Here is a 26884-nt window from a genome sequence, read left to right as displayed (position 1 = left end):
GTCATCCCAAGCATGGCGTTACGGAAAAATAACGCCGATACGACTACGTTGACGACATTGCGTGCTGTCCGGCCCTCCGATTTCATCCGCAACACCGGTAAAAAACTCAGCAACGCAGGCTCTTTTGATAGCTTCTCTCTATAAACGTTCAATTCCGCCAATATCAGAAGCGCGTCTCGCGCGCCGTCCGCAGGAAGCTGTCGAGGATGGGCATGCAATCCAGCAATTCGGAGCCGCCGGCGCGGTGGAACTCCGGATGCCACTGCAAGCCCATGACAAACGGCGCCTTGCGATAGCGGATCGCTTCCACGATGTTGTCGTTGCCCGATACGGCCTCTACCGAAAGGTCGCGTCCGAGGTCCTTGACCGCCTGATGGTGAATGGAATTGACCAGTGCGCTTTGCGTATTCACCAGCGATGCCAGCGTCGAGCCGGCCGGGAAAGTCAGCTCATGGTAATTGCTGTCGTACAAATCGTTGACGTGGGCGATCGCCGTCGGCACGTCGGTCGCGATGTCCTGATACAGCGTGCCGCCGAAAGCGACATTGATCAACTGGCAACCACGGCAAATCCCCAGCACCGGCTTGCCGGCTTCGATGAATTCGTGCAGCAGCTCCAGTTCGTACATGTCGCGCACGCGGTCGCCGTTCCATTCGGGCCGGGTTGCCGCCTCGGCATAGCTTTGCGGCGATACGTCGGCGCCGCCCTGCAACACCAGTCCGTCCAGATGCTTGGCATAATCGCGCAGGCGGATATTGCTGGGATGGACCAGGCCGTTGGTATTGACGGTCGGGATCATGAACACCAGCACGTCGCGCGACATCACCCATTGCGCGATCGATTCTTCAAGATATTGCAGGGTCTTGCCGCGCAAACCCTTGGCGCCGGTTTCCGGATGGAAGATGCGGGCCGAGATGCCGATCTTGAGCGTGCGCTGCATGATGCGGCGACCGGCCTTGTCCGACATCGCCTTGAAACGCGCCGCCAGCAGCTTCCAGGTTTGCGCCCAGGGCGTTTCCAATGGCGGCGGGGAGAATGACGGGTAATGTGGTTGCTGCGGTGTCGCCTGCGCTGCAGGCTGAGGCGTTGACTGAGCGCCAGGCTGTGCCGCGCCCTGGCGCGGCGGTGGGGGAGCACTCGACTGATTGGCTTCGGAATCGCTAATATCGGACATGGCGGCTATGTAGAGTTGAAATCAATGGCGGTCCAGATGCAACACCCGCGAACAGGATTGCCAAAGTATAAGCGCATTGATTTGATTTTGGCACCTTGGCGATGCCCGCTTCATGGAATGCATGGAGCAGCGCAGTGATTACTCCTGTCTTTGCTTTCGTTTCTGCTCCTGCTTTTATCTCCATGAATCCAGACAGCAAAGACGCAATATATGTTCCAATCTCCCCTGACTTCTTTCATCCTCAGGCATGCTCCACCATGACCACTTCACGCATCCTTATCCTCTACGCGCATCCGGGCGGCGAGCACTCCTACACCAACCGCCTCATGATCGAAGCGGCCCGCAGCTTGCCGCAGGTGCGCATCCACGATCTGTACGAGTGCTATCCCGACTTCCATATCGACGTCGAATACGAACAGGCCCAGTTGCGTGAAGCCGACCTGGTCGTACTGCACCATCCGATTCACTGGTACAGCATGCCGGCGCTGCAAAAGGAATGGATCGATCTGGTGCTGCAACGCGGATGGGCTTTCGGCCCCGGCGGCGATGCCTTGCGCGGCAAGGATTTCTGGCTGGTCGCGACCACCGGCGGCGATGCCGACGCCTATCAGGAAAGCGGACGGCACGGCCATCCGTTTGCCGATTTCCTGCCGCCTTACCAGCAGACCGCGCGCCTGTGCGGCATGCGCTGGCTGGAACCGAACATCCTGCATGGCGCCCACCATCGGAGCAAGGAGGCGTTGACCATGCATGCCGCCAACTACCGCGCCCTGCTCGACAGCTATCCCGACTGGCCTGCCGCCGCTTCCCAATAAAGCCACCGACCAAGATCAACCATACAACGACACCATGGAACAACATCTGCTCAATCCGCTGATCTACCTGCTGGCGGCCGTCATCGCCGTACCGATTGCCAAGAAGTTGGGACTCGGCGCCGTGCTCGGCTACCTGCTCGCAGGCATCGCCATCGGTCCATGGGGGCTTGGTCTGATCAGCGAGGTCGAAGACATCCTGCACTTCTCCGAATTCGGCGTGGTGCTGCTGCTCTTCCTGATCGGACTGGAACTCGATCCGAAACGCCTGTGGTCGCTGCGCCAACGCATCTTCGGCTGGGGCGGCGCGCAAGTCGTACTGGTCAGCCTGGCGCTGTTCGGCGCGGCGCTGGCCTGCGGCATCGACTGGCGCGTCGCGCTGATCGGCGCGCTCGGCATGTCGCTGTCGTCCACCGCGATTGCGCTGGCGACGCTGGGCGAGCGCAAGCTGAGCGCGACACCGGCAGGCTCGGCCGGCTTTGCGATTTTGCTGTTCCAGGATATCGCCGCGATCCCGATGATGGCGGCGGTGCCGCTGCTTGGCGTGGCCGTCGCGCAAGGCAGCGGGCAAGGCTGGCTGCACACCGGACAAGTGGTTGCCGTGATCGCGCTGCTGATCTTCGGCGGTCGCTTCCTGATCCGTCCCATCCTGCGCATCATCGCCAAGACCGACATGCGCGAAATCTTCACCGCCTTCGCGCTGTTGCTGGTGATCGCCACCTGCCTGTTGATGCAATCGGTCGGCATGTCGATGGCGCTCGGCACCTTCCTGGCCGGCGTGCTGCTGGCCGATTCGGAATATCGCCACGCGCTGGAAAGCGACCTGGAACCGTTCAAGGGCCTGCTGCTCGGCCTGTTCTTCATCGCCGTCGGCATGTCGGTCGACTTCGGTATTTTCCTTGAACAGCCGTGGCTGATCCTCGGCCTCGTTGTCGGCTTCCTCGTCATCAAGATCGCGGTGCTGTTCGGCCTGGCCAAGGCCTTCCGCATCCCGCGCGACCAGCAGGTATTTTTTTCCTTCCTGTTGTCGCAAGGCGGTGAATTCGCCTTTGTGGTGTTCGGCGCCGCCGCCACGGCGCAGGTGCTGACGCCGCGCATCTCATCGATCCTGGTCGTGGTCGTCGCGCTGTCGATGGTGATCACGCCATTGCTGCTCTTGCTGCATGACCGCGTGCTGCTGCCGCGTCTGCTGGCCAAAGGCAAACGCGCCGAAGACGAGATAGAACCGCAAGACAATCCCGTGATCATCGCCGGCTTCGGCCGCTTCGGCCAGATCGTCGGCCGCCTGTTGCACGCCAACGGCATCGGCCTGACAATTCTCGATCATGATCCGGACCAGATCGAATCGCTGCGCAAGTTCGGCTTCAAAGTGTTCTATGGCGACGCCACACGCATCGACCTGCTGCGCACTGCCGGCGCCGACAAGGCGCGGCTGCTGCTGATTGCCATCGACGACGCGCCCGCCAGCCTGCAACTGGTGGAAGCGGTACAACGCGCCTTCCCGCATCTGAAGATCGCAGCACGCGCGCGCAACGTCACCCACCTGTACGACCTGATGGATCGCGGCGTCACCGTGCTGGAACGCGAAACCTTCGAAAGCGCCCTGCAAATGGGACGCCAGGTCCTGCGCCAGCTCGACTTCGGCGCCTACCGCGCGCATCGTGCCGCGATGAAATTCCGCGCCCACAATATCGAGACGCTCAACAAGCTGTATCCGCACTACAAGGACCAGCAGCAGCTGGTGTCGATGGCGGTGCAGGCGCGCGAAGAACTGGAAGCCATGTTCGCCAGCGACAAGGACGCCATCGCCAGCGGCGACAAACATCGCTGGGATTGATGCTGAAATAAAAAAGGCCGGACAAAACTTCTGTCCGGCCGTCCTGCCCACTTCACTTATTTACTGCACTTACTACACTTGCTTACTGCAACTGCCACTACACCCACGAGAAACACCGTTTAATTCAGATACACCGGCACGAAGATCTTGTCGTCGCCGCGTTCCACCAGCAAGGCAACGCTCTTGCCGGCCTTGCTCACCAGGCTGCGCAACTGTTCGACGCTGGTCACGGCATTGCCGTTGAGCGACAGGATCACGTCGCCGCTCTGGATGCCGGCAATCGCTGCCGGACCGTTGACGTCTTCCACCACGAGGCCGCCATGCACGCCGATCTGCTGTTGCTCGTCCTTGTCCAGCGGACGCACCGCCAGCCCCAGGCGACCTTGCTGCTCGGCGCCGTTTTTACCTGAAGTATCTTTCGCCACCTTCATCTCGCCCACCACCACGTTCAGCGATTTGATCGAACCATTGCGCATGACGTCCATCTTTTGCGTCGTGCCCGGCGTCGCATCGGCGACCAGTGTCGGCAAGTCGACCGAATGATCGATAGGCTGGTTGTTGAAGCGCAGGATCACGTCGCCCGGTTGCACGCCGGCTCTCTCGGCGGGACTGCCCTTCTCGACCGAACTCACCAGCGCACCCTCGGATTTCTTCAGTCCGAAGGACTCCGCCAAGGCCTGATTCACTTCCTGCACCGAGACGCCGAGACGGCCGCGCGTTACCTTGCCGTGCTGGACCAGCTGCTGCTCCACTTTCATCGCCACGTCGATAGGAATCGAGAACGACAAACCCTGGTAGCCGCCGGTCTGGCTGTAGATCTGCGAATTGATGCCGACCACTTGCCCCTTCAGATTGAACAGCGGTCCTCCCGAGTTACCGGGGTTGACCGCGACGTCGGTCTGGATGAACGGCACGTAGTTGTCGTCCGGCAGGCTGCGCGACTTGGCGCTGACGATGCCGGCGGTCGCGGTGTTGTCGAAACCGTAGGGCGAACCGATCGCCAGCACCGGCTCGCCGACTTTCATCAGTGCCGGATTGCCGATCTGCACCGTCGGCAAATCCTTGGCCGCAATGCGGATCACGGCGATGTCGCTCTGCTTGTCCACGCCCAGCACCTTGGCCTTGAATTCGCGACGGTCGGTCAGCTTGACCGTCACTTCCTGCGCGCCGTCAACGACGTGGGCATTGGTCAGAATCAAACCGTCGGAATTGATGATGAAACCGGAACCCAGGCCGCGCATGATTTGCGGACTACGCGGTTGCTGCTGGAACTGCGGTCCGAAACGTTTGAAGAATTCGTAGAACGGATCATTGGGATCGATCTCGGCAGCCTGATCGGTATTGCGTTGCGCCTTGCCGGTGACGCTGATGTTCACCACGGCAGGACCGGCGCGCTCGACGATGCCGGAGAAATCGGTCGGCGTCGCCAGCGAGGAAGTTGCCGCCGCCAGCGGCGCGGCAGCCTGCGCCGGTAAATTGGCAGCCTGTGCGGCAGGAATGTCGGCGCCGCGGAAATACACATAACTGCCGCCGACGATAGCGGCCAGCATGACGGCGAGCGTATTGCGAACAAAGACGGTACGGCGATTCATGGAGCACTCCTTGCAGTATGGGTAACCTCTCACCCGATGGAATGCATCGTAGATCGCGAAAATTAAGACAGACTTAAGGAAACAAATTGTTACAAGAGTCGCATGACGACTTGCGCCTGCAAACCCTTGGCGGTGTTTTGCAGCGACACCGTGGCGTCGTGCAAATCGGCAATCTGCCTGACGATGGCCAGGCCGAGGCCGCTGCCGAGCACCGTCAATTGAACGTTGTCGGCGCGATAAAAACGATCGAATACGCGCGCCAGATCCTTCTCCGGAATCCCCGGGCCGCTATCCTGAATCGTCACCGTCACACTATCGTCCTGCGCCTGCATGGAAACGTCGACGGTACCGCCGGACGGACTGTATTGCACGGCGTTCGACAGCAGATTGCCGAACAGGACGCGCAAGGCGTCGGCATTGCCGGCGACCTTGCCGCCGATCTCTTCGACGATGCCGAGATCGATGCCTTTGTGTTCCGCCAACGGCGACAGATCGAGCACGACGCTGCGCAGCAGCGCCGCCAGTTCGACCGGCGCATGCTCCTGCACGCCCGGCTCTTGGCGCGCCAGCGTCAGCAACTGATGCACCAGATGGGTGGCGCGCTCCAGGCCATTTTTCAGATCGGCGAAAGCAGCGCGGCGCTCGTCATCGTTGCCGGCACGCTCCGCCAGTTGCGCCTGCAAGCGCAAGGCCGTCAACGGCGTGCGCAGCTCATGCGCGGCATCGGCGACGAACGCGCGTTGCGCCTGCATCGCTTGTTGCAGGCGATCGAGCAAATCGTTGAATGCCTGCGTCAGCGGACGGATTTCCTGCGGCAGGCTTTGATCGGCAATCGGCGTCAGCGTGTGCATGTCGCGCGACTGCACGTCGGCCGCCGCGCGCCGTACCGGCGCCAGTCCATGGCCGACCGCCACCCAGACCAGCGCTCCAAGAAAAGGAAACAGCAACAGCAAAGGCATCACCGTCTTCACCGCCATCTGCGCGGCGACCTCCTTGCGCGCGCTCTGCGGCTGCGACACCTGCACCACGGTATTGCCGATCTGCGCACTGTAGACGCGCCACATGCCGCCCGGACCCGGCACGTCGACAAAACCGAGTTCGGCCTGCTGCGGCATGACGCTGCGCGAGTGCGAGTGATAGATGACGGTGCCGGTGCTGTCCCAGATCTGCATCATGATTTCGTCGTCGAGGCCGGGCAAATCCTGTCCCGGCGCAATCGGCGCAAACGCCTGGCGCGGCAGCGACGCGGCGATCTGGCGCATCTGGTAATCGAAGATGTCGTTGGCTTCGTCGCGCGCCTGAAAGTACAGCACGATGCCTGCCAGCAAAATGCCGCCGCTCAGACCGACCGCGAGCCATAGCAAAAGTTGTCGTCGTATCGAATTCATTTGGGAACCAGATAGCCAATGCCGCGCACGTTTTTGATGAAGTCGCTGCCGAGTTTTTTGCGCAATGCATGGATGTGCACTTCGACGGCATTGCTGTCGATGCTGTCTTCCCAGCCGTACAGTTTTTCTTCCAGTTGCGCGCGCGACAAAACGACGCCCGGACGATCCAGGAAAGCGCGCAGCAAAGCGAATTCGCGTGCCGACAAGTTCACCGGCCGTCCTTGCAGGAACACTTCATGCGTGGCCGGATTCAGCGTCACTTCGCGCACCTGGATCAGGCTGTCGGCGCGGCCCGACTGCCTGCGCAATAAGGCACGCATGCGCGCCGAAAGTTCTTCGAGGTCGTAAGGTTTGATCAGATAGTCGTCGGCGCCGGCATCCAGCCCGGCAACGCGATCGGCCACGGCGTCGCGCGCGGTCGTGATCAGGACGGGAATAGTGTTGCCGCCGGCGCGCAGCGTCTGCAGCACCACCAGGCCGTTCTTTTGCGGCAGGCCGAGATCGAGCAGGACCATGGCGTACTCCTCCTGCGCCAGAGCCAGTTCGGCCGCTTTGCCGTCCTGCACCCAGTCGATGGCAAAACCGTCCTGGCGCAGGCCCTTGCGCACCGCCTCACCCACCATCAGATCGTCTTCGACCAGCAGGATGCGCATGTCGGTTTCCTAGAGGAAGCGCGCCAGCAAGAACACCACCAGCGAGATCAGGATGGTCGATGCAAACGGCAGAGAGAACACGCGCCCGAACAGCTTGAAGCGCAGATCGCCCGGAAGACGGCCGATGCCGAGTTTTTCCAGCCATGGCAACAAACTGGAAAAAACGATGACAGCGAGAAAAATGACGACGACCCAACGAATCATGTGCGGACTCTTGTTGTTTTGTTCATAGACGATGACTGCGGTCGTGCGCGTACAGACGCTGCGGCCAGTCGATATGTTTGCCCACGGCCAGCACCTTGAACAACTCGCCCATCTCGGCCGGAGAAATCAGTTTTTGCACCGCATTGGCCTGCGGCAGGTAAGCGCGCGCCTGCTCGGGCGGCGTGCGCAACAGCAGATCGCCGATGCCGGCACTGAGCAGGAAGGCCGCCTGGCTGGTATATCCCAGTACATCCAAGCCGCCGTCGATCGCCGCCTTCGCCATGGCGGTGAAATCGACGTGCGCGGTCACGTCCTGCAAACCCGGCAGGTAGAAGGGATCCGGATGCGCGTGATGGCGGTAATGGCACATCAGCGTGCCTTGACCACGTTCATGCAGATAGTACTCATGCGCGGGGAATCCATAATCGAACAGCAAGGCGGCGCCCTTTCCGTCTTGCAACATCGCGCCCAGCGATTGCATGAAACCGGCGGCGATCGGATGCACTTCGCTCAGGTAGCCGGGAGGCAGCGCGTCGGCCTCGGGAATCTGCGCCACCAGGCCGGCGTCGCAGGCGCGGTCGGAAAAAGCGAAGGCGCCTGCGGCGTCCAGCGCGACACCGCGCTCCAGCCAGCCGTGCTCGCCGCGCACGACCAGTTGCACCGGCATGGCATCGAGCACCTCGTTGCCGATCACCACGCCGGAGAACGATGCCGGCAGGCTGTCGAGCCAGCGCACTTGCGGGAAATCGCGCAGCGTTTCCTGTTGTCGCGCGCGCAACTGTGTCGAAATCTCAACGATGAAATAATGGGTCGGCAGACGACCTGCCGTGCGCAACTCGCTCAGGATGTCGAAAGCCAGTTTGCCGGTGCCGGCGCCGAACTCCATGATGGCGGCGTCGGTCTGCTCGAACAATTCTGTCGCCAAATGCGCCAAAGTTGCGCCGAAAAGCGGCGAAATTTCCGGCGCGGTTGTAAAATCACCCTCTTTGCCCAATTTGGCGGCGCCGCCGCTGTAATAACCCAGTCCGGGCGCATACAACACCAGTTCCATGTAGCGTGCGAATGAAACCCAGCCATCGCTGCGCCGGATCTCGTCGGCGATCAGATGCTGGAGGGAGCGGGAAGCGGCAAGCGCGTCGGCGGATGGTTCGGGTAATTGCAGTTGCATGGGCGGTATTGTATTTGAAATACGTCGCAGCCTTGCTCCTGCGTCCGCCCGGCGGCGGCCGGCTCGTCCGCTTTTGTCCGTTTTGCCCGAATTTACTGAACGATTTGCCAACGGATCGGCCAACCGCCTGGCCCGGATCCATCTGTTTCTGATGATATGAATGCCATGACTTCCTCACGCCAACAAGTCGCACTCGTCACCGGCGCCGCCAGGCGCATCGGTCGCGTGATCGCGCTCGCGCTGGCGCGCGACGGCTGGGATATCGCCGTGCACTACGGCCAGTCGCGCGATGAAGCGCTGGCGGTCGTCAATGAAATCACCGCCCTGGGCCGCCGCGCCGTTGCACTGCAATGCGAATTGGCGGATGAAGCCGAGGTACGCTCGCTGATTGCTCAGGCGCAACAGCTGGGACCAGTGGCTTGCGTGGTGAACAACGCCTCCCTGTTCCGCAACGACCAGGCGGACAGTTTCACCATGGACGCGCTGGACCTGCACATGCGCGCCAATGTCGGCGCACCGGTGTTGCTGGCGCAAGCCTTGTACGAGGCGACGCCCGCCGATGGGCAAGCCGTGGTGGTGAACCTGCTGGACCAGAAGCTGTACAATCCCAATCCCGATTTCCTGTCTTACACCTTGTCCAAGGCGGCGCTGCAAAGCGCCACCACCTTGCTGGCGCAGGCGCTGGCGCCGCGCGTCCGGGTGGTCGGCGTGGCGCCCGGCATCACCATGGCATCGGGCGACCAGAGTGCGGCGGAGTTCGAAAAAGCGCATCGCGTCACGCCGCTGGGAAAAAGCAGCACGCCGGAAGACGTCGCCGCCGCGGTCTGTTTTGTCGCTGTGGCGCCGGCCATTACCGGCACGACGATTCTGGTGGACGGCGGCCAGCATCTGATACCGCTGCAGCGCGATGTGATGTTCCTGGCCAAATAGCCAAGCCCGCTGCCCAATTATTTTGCACAGGCCGGCAAACCGGTCTTTACCTTTCTTTTCGGAAATTATGTTCTCTCTCTATCACCCAGCCTTAAACGATTGCCGCCGCCTATTCCTGCGCAACTATGAAGTGCTGATCAACATCGGCGTGCATGAATTCGAAAAGAAAGGCGAACAACGCATCCTGGTCAATGTCGACCTGTTCATCCCACTGGCCATGTCGACGCCGGAAAAAGACCAGTTGCACGAAGTCGTCGACTACGACTTCATCCGCAGCACCATCGCCAATCGCATGGCGCAAGGCCATATCCATTTGCAGGAAACGCTGTGCGACGACGTCATCAAGGCCATGCTGGCGCATCCCAAGGTGCGCGCCGTTCGCGTTTCCACGGAGAAACCCGATGTCTATCCGGATTGCGATTCGGTCGGCGTGGAAGTCTTCCGCATCAAAGAAGCAAACTGACTACTTTATTCGCAGGACCCAAGATGAACGATCTGCTCGAACACGCAAAACTCGCCGAAGATGCTTCGGTCGCCCCGGACGCCACGCCGGCAACGCCGGCAACCGCGACGTCGGTCAAACAGGCCGAGAAAATCGCCTACGAAAACAACAAGCTGCACAAGCGCCTGTGCCGCCTGACCGGCCAGGCCATCGGCGACTACAACATGATCGAGGACGGCGACAAGATCATGGTCTGCCTGTCCGGCGGCAAGGACAGCTACGCCCTGCTCGACATCCTGCTGACCCTGCGCGAGCGCGCGCCCATCCATTTCGACATCATCGCCGTCAACCTGGACCAGAAGCAGCCGAATTTCCCGGCCGACGTGCTGCCCGCCTATCTGGAAAAACTGGGCGTGGCGTATCACATCGAAAACCAGGACACCTACAGCATCGTCAAACGCGTCGTGCCGGAAGGAAAGACCACCTGCGCGCTATGCTCGCGCCTGCGCCGCGGCATTTTATACCGCGTTGCAACAGAACTGGGCGCGACGAAAATTGCCCTGGGACATCATCGCGACGACATCCTGGAAACCTTCTTCCTGAACATGTTCTTCGGCGGCAAACTCAAGGGCATGCCGCCCAAACTGCAGTCCGACGACGGCAAGCAGATCGTGATTCGCCCTTTGGCTTATGTGAAGGAAGCCGACCTGACCCGCTATGCCGAGGTCAAGGAATTCCCTATCATTCCGTGCGACCTGTGCGGCAGCCAGGAAAACCTGCAACGCAAGCAGATCAAGGGCCTGATGCGTGAATGGGAAAAGAAATTCCCGGGCCGCGTCGACAATATTTTTGCTTCGCTGTCGACCGTGGCGCCATCCCATCTGATGGACAGGAATTTGTTCGATTTCGCCAATCTGAAAGCAACCGGCATCGCCGATGCGGATGGCGATATCGCCTTCGATGAAGATCCTTGCGCCACGAGCAACCCTACTGCGCAGAATGTCATCTCGCTGCATCCCGCCGATTGATGCCGATTAAGTTCGCCGCGCAAATCCACGCGGGACAAGCCCGCGTGCTTTTTCCCGGCGACACATGTAAATAAAATTTACAAAGCCGATAGTCGCACGGATTAGATGCCAAATACCCTCCTGATCATCGCTTGAAGCGACTGAGCATCATGATTTAATTTGCTCGTCGGATACGTAATTCGCATCATTTTTTGAAATGCGTACCCGGACGACGATATCAATCAAATCAAGAAAGTCGCGACAGCCGCAGGGGGCTGAGGTAGCAAACCTCAGAAAAGGAAGCCGGATATTCAGGACTTCCTCCGCCGTGATGGATAGCATCCACACCTCTGCACATGCCCGACACTGCTTATTTCGTGCATGAGGAAGTTTGATGGCAGCACAATTCTGGCGCGACAAGCGCGTCTTCATTACCGGCCACACCGGCTTCAAAGGTAGCTGGCTGACTTTATGGCTGCACCGCTGGGGCGCCAAGGTCTATGGCTATTCGCTGCCGGCGCCGACCAATCCGAGCCTGTTCCATCTGGCGCGCATCCAGAATTGCGTGCAAACCACCACCGGCGACGTGCGCGACCTGAAACACCTGAGCGAAACCATGGCGGCGGTGCAGCCGGACGTCGTGTTTCACCTGGCGGCGCAACCGCTGGTGCGCGATTCCTACAATTCACCGATCGACACTTTCGCCATCAATGTGATGGGCACCGCGCACGTGCTCGAAGCCGTGCGCCATACGCCGAGCGTGCGCTCGGTGGTGGTCGTCACCAGCGACAAATGCTATGAGAACCGCGAATGGCTGTGGGGCTACCGCGAAGACGACCCGATGGGCGGCCATGACCCCTACAGCAGCAGCAAAGGCGCCGCGGAGCTGGTGACCTCGGCGTATCGCCGCTCGTATTTCCAGCATGGCAAGGAATCGCAGGCAGCCATCGCCAGCGTGCGTGCCGGCAACGTGATCGGCGGCGGCGATTTCGCCAATGATCGCCTGATTCCCGACTTCATCCGCGCGCTGGAAAAAGAAGAAGCCGTCAGCATCCGCAACCCGCACGCCATCCGCCCGTGGCAGTTCGTGCTGGAGCCGCTGTCGGGTTACCTGTGCGTGGCCCAGCGCCTGTTCGAATCCGGACAGCAGTTTGCCGAGGGCTGGAACTTCGGCCCGGCCGACACCGACCTGCAAACCGTCAGCCAGTTGTGTGCGACCTTCAACCATTCGCTGCAAAAGAACGATGTGACGCCGGTCGAAGTACGACTCGAAAGCCAGGCCAACGCACCGCATGAAGCCGCCTTCCTGCGCCTGGACATTTCCAAGGCGCGCCAGCGCCTGGACTGGATTCCGAAGATGGAGCTCTATACGGCCCTGGAACTGACCGCGCAATGGTATAGCGGTTACATCAACAACGAGGACATGCGCGACCTGAGCGAAAGCCAGATTGAGTTCTACCAGAATCTGACATAATTCCGGGCTATATCAATCAAGTCGGAATGAAGATGAATATTCTCGTCACAGGCGGCGCAGGTTATATCGGATCGCATACTTGCGTGGAGTTGCTCAACGCCGGACACCAGGTCGTGGTTTTCGACAATTTCTGCAACAGTTTCCCCGAAGCGACACGCCGCGTCGAGAAGATCACCGGCAAAACGCTGACGCTGATCGAAGGCGACGTCCGCGACCGTGCGGCACTGGAGCACGCGCTACGCGAATATCGATGCGACGCCGTCATCCATTTCGCCGGCCTGAAGGCTGTCGGCGAATCTGTTTCCAAGCCGCTGGACTATTACGACAACAATGTTGTCGGCACCGTCCGCTTGCTGGAAGCGATGCAGGCAAGCGGTGTCAAGACCATCGTCTTCAGTTCATCGGCGACGGTCTATGGCGTCCCGCAATTTCTCCCCTATACCGAAGATCATCCGCTGTCGTCCACCAGCCCTTATGGACGCTGCAAGCTCATGGCGGAAGACATTCTGCGCGACCTGCATGTCGCCCAGCCGGATACGCGCATCGCGCTGCTGCGCTACTTCAATCCTGTCGGCGCGCATGCAAGCGGCCTGATCGGAGAAGACCCTCAGGGTACGCCAAACAATCTGATGCCCTTTGTCACGCAGGTCGCCATCGGCAAGCGCGACAAGCTCAACATCTGGGGCGGAGATTACGATACGCCCGACGGCACCGGCGTGCGCGACTACATCCACGTGGAAGACCTTGCGGTCGGCCACGTCAAGGCGCTGGAATATCTCCGGCAGCCGCAATGTTTTGCCCTCAATCTGGGCAGCGGCCGCGGCCACAGCGTACTGGACGTCGTCAAGGCATTCGAAAAAGCCAGCGGCAAGAACATTCCCTACACCATCGGACCGCGTCGCTCCGGCGATCTGCCGGCTTACCATGCCGACGTCACGCTGGCGAAATCCTTGCTGGGCTGGGAAGCGACACGTTCGCTGGAAACCATGTGCGCCGACAGCTGGCGCTGGCAAATGGGCAATCCGAACGGCTTTCGCGCATGATGCACACGGTGCACATGGCGCATGCGGATGCCCTGCCTGCGTGAACAGGGTGGAAAATCAACACGAGACGAACAAAATACGGACTAGGCCATGATATTTGTAACAGGCGGCGCCGGATTCATCGGCAGCAATTTCATTCTCGATTTTCTGGCGGGCCAGGATGAGCACGTCCTCAATATCGACAAACTGACCTACGCCGGCAATCCCTACAACCTGACCAGCCTCGACGGCGACGAACGCTATCATTTCGTGCAGGCCGATATCGCCGATCGCGAAAAAATCGCCCGGCTGTTCGAGCAGCACCGGCCGCGCGCGATCATTCACTTCGCCGCGGAGAGCCACGTCGATCGTTCGATCCATAGTCCCGGCGAATTCATCCATACCAACGTCAACGGCACGTTCAGCCTGCTGGAAGCGGCGCGCGCCTACTGGTCCGGCCTCGGTTCCGAAGACAAGGAGACGTTCCGCTTCCTGCACGTATCGACCGACGAAGTCTACGGCACGCTGGGACCGGACGATGCGCCGTTCAGCGAAACCACGCCCTACGCGCCCAACAGTCCCTACTCCGCCTCCAAAGCGGCGTCGGACCATCTGGTGCGCGCCTATCACCATACCTACGGCTTGCCGACGCTGACCACCAACTGCTCCAACAATTACGGCCCCTATCATTTCCCCGAGAAGCTGATTCCGCTGGTCATTCTCAACGCGCTCGACGGCAAGGCGCTGCCCATTTACGGCGACGGCCAGCAGATCCGCGACTGGCTGTTCGTCAGCGATCACTGCACCGCGATCCGCCAGGTGCTGGCGCGCGGCAAGGTCGGCGAAACCTACAACATCGGCGGCTGGAACGAGAAGGCCAACCTCGACGTCGTCCACACATTGTGCGACATCCTCGACCAGCAAAAACCGAAAGCCGCCGGCAGCTACCGCGACCAGATCACCTTCGTGCAGGATCGTCCCGGACACGACCGCCGCTATGCCATCGACGCCCGCAAACTGGAGCGGGAACTTGGCTGGAAGCCGGCGGAAACCTTCGAGACCGGCATCGCCAAGACCGTACGCTGGTATCTCGATCATCCGCAATGGGTCGCCAACATCCGCACCGGCGGTTACCTGAAATGGCTGGAGTTGCACTACGGCGCCGAGGATGCAGACGAGGAGAACGCATGAACACCAACACCCGCCCGATGCCGGACCGCAAAGGCATCATCCTCGCCGGCGGATCCGGCACGCGCCTGTATCCTGCCACGACGGTCATGTCGAAGCAGCTCATGCCGATCTACGACAAGCCGATGGTGTACTACCCGCTGACCAGCCTGATGCTGGCCGGCATCCGCGACATCCTGATCATCTCGACGCCGCAGGATACGCCGCGCTTTGCCGAGCTGCTGGGCGACGGCGCGCAGTGGGGACTGAACCTCAGCTATGCGGTGCAGCCGTCGCCGGACGGCCTGGCGCAAGCCTTCATCATCGGCCGCAGTTTCATCGACAATGCGCCGTCGGCGCTGATCCTCGGCGACAATATTTTTTACGGCCGCGATTTTGAAAACCAATTGCGCGCAGCAGCGGCAACACCAGATGGCGCGACGGTCTTCGCCTATCACGTGACCGACCCGGAGCGTTATGGCGTAGTCGAATTCGATCGCCAGCGCCGCGCCATCGGCATCGTCGAAAAACCGGTCGAACCGAAATCGAATTACGCGGTGACGGGCCTGTACTTCTATGACAACCAGGTCTGCGACATTGCCGACAGCATCAAACCATCGGCACGCGGCGAACTCGAAATCACGGACGTCAATCGCACCTATCTGGAACGCAACCAGTTGCAAGTGGAATTGATGGGGCGCGGCATCGCATGGCTGGATACCGGCACCCATGACTCGCTGCTGGAAGCCGGCCAGTTCATCGCCACCATCGAAAAACGCCAGGGCCTGAAGGTTGCCTGCCCCGAAGAGATTGCTTATCGACGCGGCTACATCAATGCAGAGCAACTGGAAGCACTGGCCGCGCCGTTGAAGAAGAACGCATACGGTCAATACCTGCTGCGCTTGCTGACAGACATGAGTTACTGAGCTTTCCGACATGAAAATCATCCCCACCGAAATTCCCGACGTCATGATTGTCGAACCGACCGTGTTCGGCGACGCCCGCGGCTTCTTCTTCGAAAGCTTCAATACCCGCCGCTTTGCAGAACTGACCGGCATCACGGCCAATTTCGTACAAGACAACCATTCGCGCTCGGCGCGCAACGTCTTGCGCGGACTGCATTATCAGATCCAGCACCCGCAAGGAAAACTGGTGCGCGTTACCGTCGGTGAAGTGCTCGATATCGCCGTCGACATCCGCAAGAACTCCCCGACCTTCGGCAAATGGACGGGCACCATTCTGTCGGCGGAAAATAAACTGCAGATGTGGATTCCGCCCGGCTTCGCCCATGGATTTCTGGTGCGCAGCGAGTATGCCGAGTTTCTCTACAAGACCACCGACTACTGGATGGCCGAGCACGAACGTTGCATCCTCTGGAACGATCCGGCAATCGGCATCGACTGGCGCGCGGAAGCGGCTCCCTTATTGTCGGCCAAGGACGTCAACGGAACCCTGCTGGCGAACGCCGAGGTATTTGCATGAAAATCCTGCTCACCGGCCAGAGCGGCCAGATCGGCAATGAACTGGCGCTGAGTTTGCAAGGCCTCGGAGAAATCATTTCATTCTCGCGCCAGCAAATGGATCTGGCGGACCTGGACCAGATTCGCGACGCCATCCGCGCCACGCGCCCCGACCTGATCGTCAATCCGGCCGCCTACACTGCAGTGGTCAAGGCCGAGAGCGAGCCGGAACTGGCCATGCGCATCAACGGCGAAGCGCCCGGCGTCATCGCGGAGGAAGCCCAGCGTCTGGGTGCGCCGATGGTGCACTACTCGACCGACTATGTCTTCGACGGCACGCGGGATACGCCCTACGACGAGGCCGCGCCGACGCATCCGATCAATGTCTACGGCCAGAGCAAATGCGCCGGCGAAGAAGCCATTGCGCGCCACTGCGAAGCGTATTGGATATTGCGCACCAGCTGGGTCTACAGCGTCGGCGGCGGCAACTTCCTCAAGACCGTGATTCGGCTGGCGCAAGAGCAGGAAAAATTCACCATCGTCGGCGACCAGTTCGGCGCACCGACATGGTCGAAAACCATCAGCGACGTGACGCGCCGCTTGCTGGTCAATCAGCAAACGACGCCCGGCACACGGATTGACCTCGATCACCTGCGCCGCACCAGCGGCATCTACAACCTCACTGCCGCAGGCGAAACTTCATGGCATGGCTATGCTTCATTTATCGTCGATCGCTTGCAAGCCTTGAACGTGCCGATTAAAGTCGGTGGCGCCGGCGCCATTACGCCGGTGCCGTCCAGCACCTATCCGGTGCCGCCGCATCGCCCTCAAAATTCCCGCTTGTCCGGCGCAAAACTGGAATCGACCTTCGCCGTGGCCATGCCGCAGTGGCAGACCGATGTTGCAGCCTGCCTGGACGAAATCGTCCGCGAATACAGTCTGGCTGATGGGCGCAAGCTGGCTTAAGAGAAAAAAGACACGCCTGCCGGAAGAATTTTTGGCAGGGTGATGATGTCAGTTGCTCGGCACGTACAGCGTCTGATCACCTTGCGTGATCAGGTTCAGTTGCCCCATGAACTGTTCAAAGTTGTCGCCGCCGCAAATCGATCGCAGGTAACGCAACAACAGATAGCTTCCAAGACGCTCCGCACAGAACGCCCAGGCGCGCGACTGGTATCCCTCGCGCTTGACCTGATAGCGCTGCACGCAAGCCCACGCCACCGCTTCGATATCGGCAATGCTCTTGAGCCAGAAATCGGCCGGGAACACGCCCAGTTCGACGCCGCCCATGAAGAACACGCGTTCATCGAAGAAGAGTTCCACCTCGTTGCCGTGCAGGACGCCAAGCTCGACCGCCTCCGCGGCAAAACGCAGCATGTCCTCCACATGATGCGCGCGCGCATAGTGCTTCAAATATCCCGCACTCTGGCCATCGGCAAGAAAGCCGCAGGTTTTTCCAACCAGCAACGCGCTTGAACCGGGATCGAGCATGCTGTCGAAAGTCCGCTGCGCCAGGTCCTTGTTCGACACCACGTCCATCATCCAGTTGTCTTCCGCCGGCACGCCGCTGATGCGATCGCGCGAGATGAATTTCCGGTACATGCAGACACCGATGCGTTTGACGTTCGGGTAGTTCTTGAGGATGTGATTGCGCAAGGCGAAGTTGCCCACCATGCCGCCGACGATAGGGTGGTAAGGCACCCACTGCGGCGCCAGCTCGCGCAGATTGAGACGACCTTCCACCTGCGATTCGCCGAGGTAGATCGGCGTGACGAAATCGGGAAAACGGATCGGCAATTCGACGTGCGTGATGCATCCGTAGACCAGTTCGGCATCATGCCCGCCGGCGACGGCTTGTGGCGTTGCCGGTTCCGGCGTCGATGCTTTCTCCAGCTTGCTAACCTGCAGAATGCTGTTTCGCAGCACCAGAAACCTATCGATGTGCGTGATGTCGCCTGTCGCAAGATAATCCCGCTTCATGGCGTCGAGCTCGGACAACTTGTCCTGATAGGTCAGCAATGCCAGATCGGCCAACGGCAACTTCGTATGATCGAACACGGCGATATGCAATTGCTGATCCAGCGCCAGCACCAGCGACGCGATGCGCTCCGTCAGCAGAGACTTCATCGTCACTTGCGGCGTGCCGGCAGACGCTGCATTGAGTCGCGCCGCCAACGCATCGTTGCCGGATTCCGCCAGCTCGAAGACTTTCTCCGTCAGATCGAACCATGTCTTCCAGAACAGCGGTTTTGCGACGACATAGCCGGTATGTGCAACCGCGCGAAAATCCGTGACGAACTCGCGCAGATCGAGCGACAGACCAACTGCGTCCAGATAGTCCTGAGCAAGCTGCTGCAAACCGGGATGACGGAATTCGCCCTCTTCAAACACATTCAGAAAACATGCCGCATCGCGGGCGAACGGGAAGAAAAGATACGCCTCGTTGTCGGGCTGCTGATCGACGAAACGTGCAATATCATCGGCGTTCAGACCTGTGCGCTGAATAAAATCTGCGGAAACGAAACCGTACAAGGCTTCTTCGTCGACGGCTTCGCTCGTGAAATAGGCGCGAATGGCGGCATAGTCGCCCCAGTCCTCGCTCCCCTCGAGACCCTCGCGAGGCAAAGCCATGAAGCCGGCTTCGGCGTTGCGCGCTATCTGATACAGGTAAATGTTCATGGAATGGTCAGTACGTGTCAGTGCATTCATGCGCCCGGGCGAGCGCTACAGGAACTTCGGCGTTACCACACCTGCATGTGCGGCACGGCAATCGCGAAGCGGCCGCCCCAGCCGCGGATTTCGGCGAGCTGCGCCTCCACTTCGGCCTTCAGGTTCCACGGCAGGATCAGCACGTAATCGGGACGCGCGGCAAGCAAGGCTGCCGGCGCGACGATGGGCACATGGCTGCCCGGCATGTACTTGCCCTGCTTGGATGCCGCGGCATCGGCCACCAGCGGCAACAGGTCGGCATGCACCCCGGAATAATTCAGCAAGGTATTGCCCTTGGCGGCGGCGCCGTAGGCCATGACTTTTTTGCCCAGGCGCTTTTGCTCCAGCAGGAATTGCAGCAAGTCCAGCTTGATTGTTTCGGCGCGCGCCTGGAAGCCTTGATACGTGTCGATCTTTTCCAGGCCGAAATCCAGTTCCTGTTGCTGCACGCGGCGCAATGCCGCAGTTGGCTGATGCGCGGCCTGCGCATGGCAGGCATATACGCGCAGGCTGCCGCCGTGCGTAGGGATCTGGTCCACGTCGTACACGCGCAAACCCAATGCGTGCATCATGCGGTCGACGCTGCCGAGCGCCAGGTAGGAAAAATGTTCGTGATAAATCGTATCGAACTGGCTCTGTTCGATCAGGTTCAGCAGGTGCGGGAATTCAATCGTGATGGTGCCTTCATCCTTCAGCAGCACCGCCATGCCGCCCAGGAAATCGTTGATGTCCGGCACGTGCGCCAGCACGTTGTTGGCCGCGATCAGATCGGCCTTGCCGTCGCGCGCCGCGATGTCCTGCGCCAGCCTGACGCCGAAGAATTCTTCGATGATGGGAATGCCCTTGGCGCGCGCGGCGTCGGCGGTGCTGGTGGTCGGCTCCACGCCGAGGCAGGGAATGCCGCGCTGCTGCACGTATTGCAAAAGATAGCCATCGTTGGCCGCGATCTCGACCACCTTGGAGTTCTTGTCCAGCGCCAGGCGCGCCGTGATCATCTCGACATAATCGGCGGCATGCTTCAACCAGGTGGTCGACGTCGACGAAAAATACGCGTAATCGGACTCAAACAACTGGTCATAGTGCGCGTAATCCTGCGTCTGCACCAGCCAGCAGGAACGGCATACCATCACGCGCAGCGGATAGCAGGTTTCCGGCCGCATCAGGTCTTCCGGACGCAGGTAGTCGTTGGACGGCGGCGAAAAACCCAGGTCGATAAAGGTGTCGTGCAACTCGGTCTGGCAATGACGGCATTTCATAAGCTGATCCCGGAAAAATCGGCGCCCAGCAAAGGATGCTGCAGGTCGCGTTCGGATAAATTCTGTGGCGGCAAGGGCCACGCAATGGCAACCCGAGGATCGTCGAAGCGCAACGCGCCCTCGGCCGCCGGCGTGTACGGCGCGGTGTGCAGGTACAGCATCTGCACTTCATCGGTCAGCGCCTGGAAACCGTGGGCGTATCCCTCCGGAATCAGCAGGGCGCGGTCGTCGCCTGCCTCCAGTTCGAAGCCGCGCCAGGCAAGAAAGGTCGGCGAGCCGCGGCGCAGGTCGACGACGACGTCGAAAATCTTCCCGGCCAGGCAACGGATGATTTTTTTCTCGGCATGCGGCGCATGCTGAAAATGCATGCCGCGCACGCTGCCGCGTTGCACCGTGTGGGAATGGTTGATCTGACGGATGGTCGCGCCCTGCAGCGCGTCGGCCAGGTCGGCGTCGCAGAACCAGCGGGCAAACCCGCCGCGCTCGTCGCGGCGGCGATCCGTTTCGATCAGCAGTACGCCGGGCAGGTCTGTGGGCAAGGTCTTCATGTGCGCGAATTTCGCTCCATTTTCAAGCCCATTTCTTCCATTGCGCCGCGCCGCTGTCCCACAATTGATTGAGCTGGATCTTGTCGCGCAGCGTGTCCATGCACTTCCAGAAACCTTGATGCTGCCAGTTCAGCAGCATGCCGTCGCGCGCGATGTTTTCCAGCGGCGCGCGCTCGAAAATGGTGGCTTCGCCGTCCTGCAGGTAGTCGAACACGCCGGCGCGGCACACCATGAAACCGCCGTTGATCCAGCCCAGGTCTCCCGGCGGCTTTTCGCGAAAATCGTTGATGTAGCCTTTTTCATCGGTGTTGACCATGCCGAAGCGCGCTTCCGGCTGTACCGTGGTCATGGTGACCAGCGCCTTGTGCTGATCGTGATGCGCCACCAGCGCCTTGATGTCGACGTCGGCGACGCCGTCGCCGTAGGTCAGCATGAAATCCTCCTCCCCAAGATAATCGCGCGCCGCCAGCAGGCGACCGCCGGTCTGGGTGTGCAGGCCGGTTTCCAGCAGCGTGATCTTCCAGGGTTCGGATTTGTTGCGGTGCACTTCCACCTTGTTGTCGACCAGGTCGATGGTGACGTCGCCCTGGTGCAGGAAGTAGTTGGCGAAATATTCCTTGATCAGGAAGCCCTTGTACCCGAGCAGGATCACGAACTCATTGAAGCCGAAGTGCGAATAGCTCTTCATGATGTGCCACAGGATGGGCTTGCCGCCGATTTCCACCATCGGTTTCGGACGCACATCGGTTTCTTCGCCCAGACGCGTTCCCATACCGCCTGCAAGAATCACAACTTTCACAAACACCCCCAAACATAGGTCATTTCAACGGATAGCGCCGACGCCGACGGCGGCATAATATGGTTTTCGTTTTACGCAGAGCCCGTTCCAGCTGCATTTTCAGTGCGACGGCGGGCGACTCTGTGGAAAATTGTACGTTATATTTGGCGGCGAAAGCGCCGCAAAACGTTGGTTTTCATACGACTATTCAGTGTTTTGGCAAAATGCTTCTCCGCCGGCGAGCTTCATATCAGCCGGGTTTTGCCATGTCCGGGACATCATGACCGCGATCGCGCCGGCTCCGGACATGCGCAGCAACAACAACGAGGAAAACAGCTGTGACCCGCAAGAAACGCATCCTGATCTACACCGTCGAATCGACCTGGAGCCCCTGCCCGCAAATCCGCCTGATCCGTCCGTTCGCGCATCTGGAAGATGAATGGGAACTGATCTGGGGCATACGCAACGGCGTCATCATGACCGACGCCGTGGACGGCGCAGACCTGATACTGATGCATCGCTTCACGCCCGGCCTGCTGCCGATTTCGGCGCTGGAGGCCATTTTCAACCTCGGCAAGCCGGTGGTCTACGAGTCCGACGACCTGCTCAACGACATCCCCCACGACCACCCGGAAGCAGCCGCCGGCGCGAGCTGGAAAGAAGGCATCGAATACACCGCGCGCCGCGCCAGGGCGATTGTCGTGTCGACCGAATTCCTCGCGGAAAAATACCGTCCGCTCAATCCGCGGGTCCATGTCTTGCCGAACTACCTGGACTTCGACCTGTTTTTCCGGCCGGTGCCGGCGCCGCTGCCGGGCGACACGATCACCATCGGCCTGCTCGGCTCGTCGATCCAGCCGTCCAATTTCGCGCTGGTGAACAAGTCGCTGCAGGCGCTGTGCGAACGTTACGGCGCGCGGCTGAAAATCCATTTTGTCGGATGGGAATGCCCCAAGGGCTGGGAAAACCATCCCAACGCCATCTTCCAGAGCTTTATCCACGAATACGTCGACTACGCCGCGCAGCTCAAGCAATGGGCATGGAACATCGCGCTCATCCCCCTGGCCAGCGACGAATACAACCAATGCAAGAGCTACATCAAGTGGCTCGATTATTCGGCGGCGGGGATCGCCTCGGTCTTCAGCGACGTCACGGTCTACAACCAGGTCGTCACGCATGACCGGACCGGTTTCCTGCTGCCCAACGACGATCAGGCCTGGCTGGACACGATTACGCAGTTGATCGAATCCCCGGAGAAGAGGAAGGCGATTGCTGAGGCAGGACAGGACGAAGTCCGCAGAGATTTCGACCTGCGCGCCAAGGCGACGCTGTACGACACCGTCTACGGCAGCCTTACCGACAAGCGCGAATCCATTGCTCCGGCTACCCCGGCGGTTTCCGCCGCTCCTGCCGCTCCTGCCGCCGCAACATCAACAACGGATGCCGTCATCATGAAAAAGAACATCCTGCAAATCCATTACAACGAAGCCACCCGCCGCTCGCTGGATCCCGGTTTCATTCCACTGGAAGTCGTCGGCAATCCGCGTCCCGACTGGTTCGAATTCTGGGCCATCCGCGACTACTTCCTGAGCAATGCGCTCAACGCCGACGAATACTACGGCTTCCTGTCGCCGCAGTTCCATAACAAGAGCGGCCTGCAGGCGCATCAGGTGCATGCGCTCATGGACGCCAATCCCGGCGCGGACGTCTACACGTTTTCACCAACGATGTCCGATGCGGCGTGCTATCTGAGCGTGTTTGAGCAAGGCAACCGGCGCCATCCCGAACTGCTGCCGATCACCATCGAACTGATGCGCGCCGTGGGATTGGAAGTCGACATCCAGAATCTGATCAACGATTTCCGCACCACGGTGTTCTGCAACTACATCGTCGCCAAACCGGTCTTCTGGGAAAAATGGTTTGCCATCAATGAGCGCATGTTCGAGATCGCCGAAGCCGGCGACAGCGCATTGGCCAGGAAGCTGACCGAGATCACCGACTACGGCAAGAGCACCGTGCAGATGAAGGTATTCATCATGGAACGCATCGCCTCGCTGGTGCTGGCATTGATGCCGGAACTGCAGGTCGTCAACCTGAACATCGGCGTCATGCGTATAGGCAATCCGCTGTTTTACCCGTGCCGCGACGAAATGGTCACGCTCGATGCACTCAAGGTGGCGTACCAGCAATCGAGAGACAACGCCTACCTGCAACGCTTCCGCGCCCTGCGGCATGATGTTTTGCGACGCTGCGATACGGAATATTTTTCCGAGCAGCCGACCGACTTTTTCTGATTCGTCGCTGCTTCCCTGCTGGGAAGCAGCGGCATCCGTCAGATGCCCTCGGCCAGCCCGAAGTCGGCGTAGCTGTTCAGGAACTTCGGCTCTACCGCTTCAAACACCAGCGCGTCGCCGATCAGCTTGTCTTCGTAGTATTCGCCGTCGAACAAACCGGGGAAGCGAATCAGCGCCAGCACGACTTTTTCCAGCGGTCCGGCGCCGAGATAATAGGCGCTGCCGTTGGCCCACGGGCGCAGTACCGGCTTGCCGTAGACGCGACGGTTCAGCAGCGGATCCTTGCACTGGCCCCAGTGCAGGCAGCGGTCATGATCCAGGTTGGCCGAGCGCACGCCGGCATAGGCATTCTCCTGCGCCAGGGCGGACAGGCTTTGACGCAGCTTCTCCGGTTCGCGCAGGATCATGCGGTCCTCGACCTTGAGCACGCCGACGTTGCCGCCGATGTTTTCATACACCCAGGTCAGCGCCGCGGCGACCTTTTTCGGCAAGCCTTCATAAGCGTCCGAGGCATCCACCTGCAAGGCGCGCACGTGCTTGATGGATGGCGCATCCGCGCCGCTGACGATCATGTATTCGACGTTGGCGTTGTCAAACTGCGCCGCCAGACGCAAGGCCTTTGCTTCCGTCTTCTTGCTGGCGACGATCATCACCATGTTCTTGACGCCCGACTCCTTCTTCACGACGCCCTTGTAGTCGCCGATGATGTCGCTGTTGTAGGGCATGGTGGCGATCGCCGTCTTCAGGTAAGCCAGCGAGGCGGCGGTGTTGCCGCGCGCCTGCTCGACCTGAAAACACTTATAGTCCAGCGCCCATTTGTAGCCGGAAGGAATCTGCAGGAAATCTTCTTCCAGGCGTTGGCATTCTTTCAGAATGCCGTCCCAGGTCAGTGGCGACACGGGCAGCTGCAACAGCGTCGTCGCGCGTTGGTTAAAAGTCATCGTTGTCTCGTTCAGGTGATTGAAATGGCAATTGAGGCGGCAACTGAAGCGGTAACTGAAGCAAGCATCGCGGCCGGCGCGACTGCCGGATCAATAGCCGAGCTTTTTGATTTCCATCTCGGTGTTGACGCGATACACCAGGCGTTCAAACCTGTCGGTCCAGTCGTCGGTCAGGTTCTTCAGCAACAGGCTCTTGCCGGCGGAGGTGATGCTCTTGCGCAGGTTGTCGTTGGTCAGCATCGTGCGGATGTTGGTCGCCAGGATGTCGATGTTGCCGACCGGATGCATCATGGCGTTGCGTGCATGGCGCAGGCCGATGTGCCGATAGGTTTCCAGATCGGAAAGACACACCGGCACCTCCAGTTCGAACGCTTCCCAGATCGTCAGCGGCTGCGACTCGCTGTCGCTGGCCAGCACGAACAGGTCCGCGGAAGCCATGTAAGACAGGGCCACTTCGTTGGGCAATTCGCCGAGCATGCGATAGCGCTCCGGGAAGGCGTCCGCGAGCTTGCGCGCGCCTTCCGGCAATTGCAGGTACTTGCCGATGAAGATGCATTCGATCTGATTGCGCACGTCGGCTTCCAGGCTGTCGACCGCCATGATCGTGTCGGCGATGCGCTTGCGCGGCTCGATCGTGCCGATGCACAGAATACGCTTCTTGTTTGCCGGCTTCGCCTCGGGTTGCAGGTCGGCCTGACGGTAGATCGCGTCGTTCCAGAACGGCATGACATGCACCGTGGCCGTGCTGTCGAACAGGAAGCTGCCGTACACGATGCGCTGGAATTCGGTCTGAAACACGATGTGGGAAGCATGCTTGAAACCGCCGGCGAGCTGCGGAAAGCGCAGCAACATGTCGCGGCCGATCTCGGCTTCGTGGATCCACCAGATGACGGGGACTTTCGGCGCGGCTTGGGCGACATGGGCGCCGGACAACAGGGTATTGGCGATCAGCAGATCGATCGCTCCCGCCTGGATGTCCTTGACGATGGGGATGCCGAGCGCTTCGAATTTCTTTTTGATCTCGCCTTCGCCGTCGATGCGCGCCATGACCGAGACTTCATGGTTCTGCACCAGGCGCTCGGCCAGGCGCAACATGGCGATGCTGGCGCCGGTAGTATAGAACTCGTCATTCAGGAGGAGAATCTTCATGCACAACCTTAAAAAGCTGTTTTCGATAGCGATCTGATGCCGCCCGCTTGTCCGTTTTCTTCTGCGAGGGCGAATCTTCATGTGCGCAAGCGGCAGCATCATCGGCCACCATCCAGCGGCTACCATCTTAATGAGAACAGTCGCAGTCAAAGGGCCGAGAACATGCGGAAATGACCCTCAACTTTGCATTTGGACAAGCTTTCGCAACCGTCGCAGGGGCAGGCGCGTGCTACACTTTCAGCTTACTTTTCGCCACCATTCCTGAACGTATGAACGTCGTCATCCTCGCCGCCGGCATGGGCAAGCGCATGCAATCCGCGCTGCCGAAAGTCCTCCACCCCCTCGCCGGCAAGCCGTTGCTGGCTCATGTCGTCGATACCGCAAAGACGCTCGCGCCGTCCACGCTGTGCGTGGTCTACGGTCATGGCGGCGACGCCGTGCCGTCCGGCTTTGCCGACCAGGCGCTGTCATTCGCCAAACAGGAGCCCCAGCTCGGCACCGGCCACGCGGTCGCACAGGCGCTGCCTTTCATCGACGACAACGCCGCCACGCTGGTGTTGTACGGCGACGTGCCGCTGACCAGGCCGGCGACGCTGCAACGCCTGCTGGCCGCCGCCGGCAACGACAAGCTGGCCGTGCTGACCGAGACCGTGGCGGACCCGACCGGTTACGGCCGCATCGTGCGCGAACATGGCAAGATCACCCGCATCGTTGAACAAAAGGACGCCAACGAAGCCGAACGCGCGATTCAGGAAGTCAACACCGGCATCATCGTGGCCCCGACCGCCAAGCTGCGCGCCTGGCTGGGGGCGCTGTCCAACGACAACGCCCAGGGCGAGTATTACCTGACCGACGTCATCGCAGCGGCGGTCGCCGACG

At 60.3% G+C, this 26884-nt stretch carries 25 protein-coding genes; 13 read left to right on the top strand and 12 right to left on the bottom strand.

All coding sequences use genetic code 11. The annotated features are described in order from the left end of the window. Positions 1 to 163 precede the first annotated feature (163 nt). Positions 164 to 1174, bottom strand: coding sequence for a gamma-glutamyl-gamma-aminobutyrate hydrolase (locus PMI16_RS20425; RefSeq protein ID WP_007883090.1), 1011 nt, complete (start codon positions 1172 to 1174; stop codon positions 164 to 166). Between the two features lie 257 nt (positions 1175 to 1431). On the opposite strand from PMI16_RS20425, the gene kefF reads away from it, so the two are divergent. Together kefF and kefC are read left to right on the top strand one after the other, a co-directional pair. After that, positions 1432 to 1989, top strand: a complete 558-nt coding sequence (gene kefF, locus PMI16_RS20420) for a glutathione-regulated potassium-efflux system oxidoreductase KefF (RefSeq protein WP_007883088.1) — start codon at positions 1432 to 1434, stop codon at positions 1987 to 1989. A 34-nt stretch (positions 1990 to 2023) separates the two neighbouring features. Beyond that, positions 2024 to 3823, top strand: coding sequence for a glutathione-regulated potassium-efflux system protein KefC (kefC, locus tag PMI16_RS20415; RefSeq protein WP_007883086.1), 1800 nt, complete (start codon positions 2024 to 2026; stop codon positions 3821 to 3823). Positions 3824 to 3942: 119 nt separating this feature from the next. Here kefC and PMI16_RS20410 read toward each other — a convergent pair whose 3' ends face one another. From PMI16_RS20410 to PMI16_RS20390, 5 genes are all read right to left on the bottom strand, one after another. After that, entirely contained in the window at positions 3943 to 5415 is a 1473-nt protein-coding gene (locus PMI16_RS20410; protein WP_007883084.1) for a DegQ family serine endoprotease, read from the bottom strand. 89 nt (positions 5416 to 5504) lie between these two features. Continuing rightward, on the bottom strand, positions 5505 to 6803 hold the full coding sequence (locus tag PMI16_RS20405; protein ID WP_007883083.1) for an ATP-binding protein: 1299 nt from the start codon (positions 6801 to 6803) through the stop codon (positions 5505 to 5507). Next, positions 6800 to 7456 (bottom strand): response regulator, encoded by a 657-nt coding sequence (locus tag PMI16_RS20400; protein ID WP_007883082.1) that lies wholly within the window; start codon positions 7454 to 7456, stop codon positions 6800 to 6802. Before PMI16_RS20400 ends, PMI16_RS20405 begins: the two co-directional genes overlap by 4 nt. A 9-nt stretch (positions 7457 to 7465) precedes the next feature. Further along, the gene (locus PMI16_RS20395) at positions 7466 to 7660 is read right to left on the bottom strand and encodes a DUF2905 domain-containing protein (protein WP_007883080.1); all 195 of its coding nucleotides are present in this window, start codon (positions 7658 to 7660) and stop codon (positions 7466 to 7468) included. A gap of 22 nt (positions 7661 to 7682) precedes the next feature. Next, positions 7683 to 8828, bottom strand: coding sequence for a class I SAM-dependent methyltransferase (locus PMI16_RS20390; protein ID WP_007883079.1), 1146 nt, complete (start codon positions 8826 to 8828; stop codon positions 7683 to 7685). Positions 8829 to 8993: 165 nt separating this feature from the next. Between PMI16_RS20390 and PMI16_RS20385 the strand changes: the two genes are divergently transcribed. The 9 genes from PMI16_RS20385 (at position 8994) to rfbD (ending at position 17296) form a co-directional block, all read left to right on the top strand. Further along, positions 8994 to 9758 (top strand): SDR family oxidoreductase, encoded by a 765-nt coding sequence (locus tag PMI16_RS20385; RefSeq protein ID WP_034381590.1) that lies wholly within the window; start codon positions 8994 to 8996, stop codon positions 9756 to 9758. 67 nt (positions 9759 to 9825) lie between these two features. After that, positions 9826 to 10221, top strand: coding sequence for a dihydroneopterin aldolase (locus PMI16_RS20380; RefSeq protein ID WP_007883077.1), 396 nt, complete (start codon positions 9826 to 9828; stop codon positions 10219 to 10221). 23 nt (positions 10222 to 10244) lie between these two features. Continuing rightward, positions 10245 to 11228, top strand: a complete 984-nt coding sequence (gene ttcA, locus PMI16_RS20375) for a tRNA 2-thiocytidine(32) synthetase TtcA (protein WP_007883076.1) — start codon at positions 10245 to 10247, stop codon at positions 11226 to 11228. Between the two features lie 373 nt (positions 11229 to 11601). Next, a complete protein-coding gene (rfbG, locus tag PMI16_RS20370) occupies positions 11602 to 12681 on the top strand; it encodes a CDP-glucose 4,6-dehydratase (protein ID WP_007883075.1) in 1080 nt (359 codons plus the stop codon). Positions 12682 to 12713: 32 nt separating this feature from the next. Then, positions 12714 to 13724: a UDP-glucose 4-epimerase GalE gene (gene galE, locus PMI16_RS20365; protein ID WP_007883074.1), complete on the top strand. Its 1011-nt coding sequence runs from the start codon at positions 12714 to 12716 to the stop codon at positions 13722 to 13724. A gap of 90 nt (positions 13725 to 13814) precedes the next feature. Beyond that, positions 13815 to 14894 carry a dTDP-glucose 4,6-dehydratase gene (gene rfbB, locus PMI16_RS20360; RefSeq protein ID WP_007883073.1) on the top strand — a complete coding sequence of 360 codons (1080 nt, stop codon included), beginning with the start codon at positions 13815 to 13817 and terminating at the stop codon, positions 14892 to 14894. After that, entirely contained in the window at positions 14891 to 15796 is a 906-nt protein-coding gene (gene rfbA, locus PMI16_RS20355) for a glucose-1-phosphate thymidylyltransferase RfbA (RefSeq protein ID WP_007883072.1), read from the top strand. Before rfbB ends, rfbA begins: the two co-directional genes overlap by 4 nt. 10 nt (positions 15797 to 15806) lie before the next feature. Beyond that, positions 15807 to 16352, top strand: coding sequence for a dTDP-4-dehydrorhamnose 3,5-epimerase (gene rfbC, locus PMI16_RS20350; RefSeq protein WP_007883071.1), 546 nt, complete (start codon positions 15807 to 15809; stop codon positions 16350 to 16352). Continuing rightward, on the top strand, positions 16349 to 17296 hold the full coding sequence (rfbD, locus tag PMI16_RS20345) for a dTDP-4-dehydrorhamnose reductase (protein ID WP_007883068.1): 948 nt from the start codon (positions 16349 to 16351) through the stop codon (positions 17294 to 17296). The genes rfbC and rfbD overlap by 4 nt, the downstream gene beginning before the upstream one ends. Positions 17297 to 17344: 48 nt before the next feature. Here rfbD and PMI16_RS20340 read toward each other — a convergent pair whose 3' ends face one another. From PMI16_RS20340 to rfbF, 4 genes are all read right to left on the bottom strand, one after another. After that, complete coding sequence (locus tag PMI16_RS20340; RefSeq protein ID WP_007883067.1) at positions 17345 to 19009, bottom strand: hypothetical protein; 1665 nt, start codon at positions 19007 to 19009, stop codon at positions 17345 to 17347. Positions 19010 to 19071: 62 nt separating this feature from the next. After that, positions 19072 to 20295 carry a class I SAM-dependent methyltransferase gene (locus PMI16_RS20335; RefSeq protein WP_007883066.1) on the bottom strand — a complete coding sequence of 408 codons (1224 nt, stop codon included), beginning with the start codon at positions 20293 to 20295 and terminating at the stop codon, positions 19072 to 19074. Further along, on the bottom strand, positions 20292 to 20843 hold the full coding sequence (locus PMI16_RS20330; protein WP_007883065.1) for a dTDP-4-dehydrorhamnose 3,5-epimerase family protein: 552 nt from the start codon (positions 20841 to 20843) through the stop codon (positions 20292 to 20294). Before PMI16_RS20330 ends, PMI16_RS20335 begins: the two co-directional genes overlap by 4 nt. A 22-nt stretch (positions 20844 to 20865) precedes the next feature. Next, positions 20866 to 21642 (bottom strand): glucose-1-phosphate cytidylyltransferase, encoded by a 777-nt coding sequence (gene rfbF, locus PMI16_RS20325; RefSeq protein WP_034381587.1) that lies wholly within the window; start codon positions 21640 to 21642, stop codon positions 20866 to 20868. A gap of 317 nt (positions 21643 to 21959) precedes the next feature. On the opposite strand from rfbF, the gene PMI16_RS26540 reads away from it, so the two are divergent. Further along, the gene (locus PMI16_RS26540) at positions 21960 to 23915 is read left to right on the top strand and encodes a glycosyltransferase family protein (protein WP_007883062.1); all 1956 of its coding nucleotides are present in this window, start codon (positions 21960 to 21962) and stop codon (positions 23913 to 23915) included. A gap of 38 nt (positions 23916 to 23953) precedes the next feature. Here the strand turns inward: PMI16_RS26540 and PMI16_RS20310 are convergent, their stop codons facing one another. Next, positions 23954 to 24856: a hypothetical protein gene (locus PMI16_RS20310; protein WP_007883061.1), complete on the bottom strand. Its 903-nt coding sequence runs from the start codon at positions 24854 to 24856 to the stop codon at positions 23954 to 23956. 90 nt (positions 24857 to 24946) lie between these two features. Continuing rightward, a complete protein-coding gene (locus tag PMI16_RS20305; protein ID WP_007883059.1) occupies positions 24947 to 26005 on the bottom strand; it encodes a glycosyltransferase family 4 protein in 1059 nt (352 codons plus the stop codon). A 269-nt stretch (positions 26006 to 26274) separates the two neighbouring features. On the opposite strand from PMI16_RS20305, the gene PMI16_RS20300 reads away from it, so the two are divergent. After that, positions 26275 to 26884, top strand: a 610-nt coding sequence (locus PMI16_RS20300; protein WP_034381579.1) for a sugar phosphate nucleotidyltransferase, incomplete at its 3' end; no start/stop codon positions are given.

Source organism: Herbaspirillum sp. CF444 (genome assembly GCF_000282135.1).
In the GTDB taxonomy this organism is placed as follows: domain Bacteria; phylum Pseudomonadota; class Gammaproteobacteria; order Burkholderiales; family Burkholderiaceae_D; genus Herbaspirillum.
Note: the sequence above shows the minus strand (reverse complement) of the source record. Positions and strands in the feature narration are given on the sequence as shown.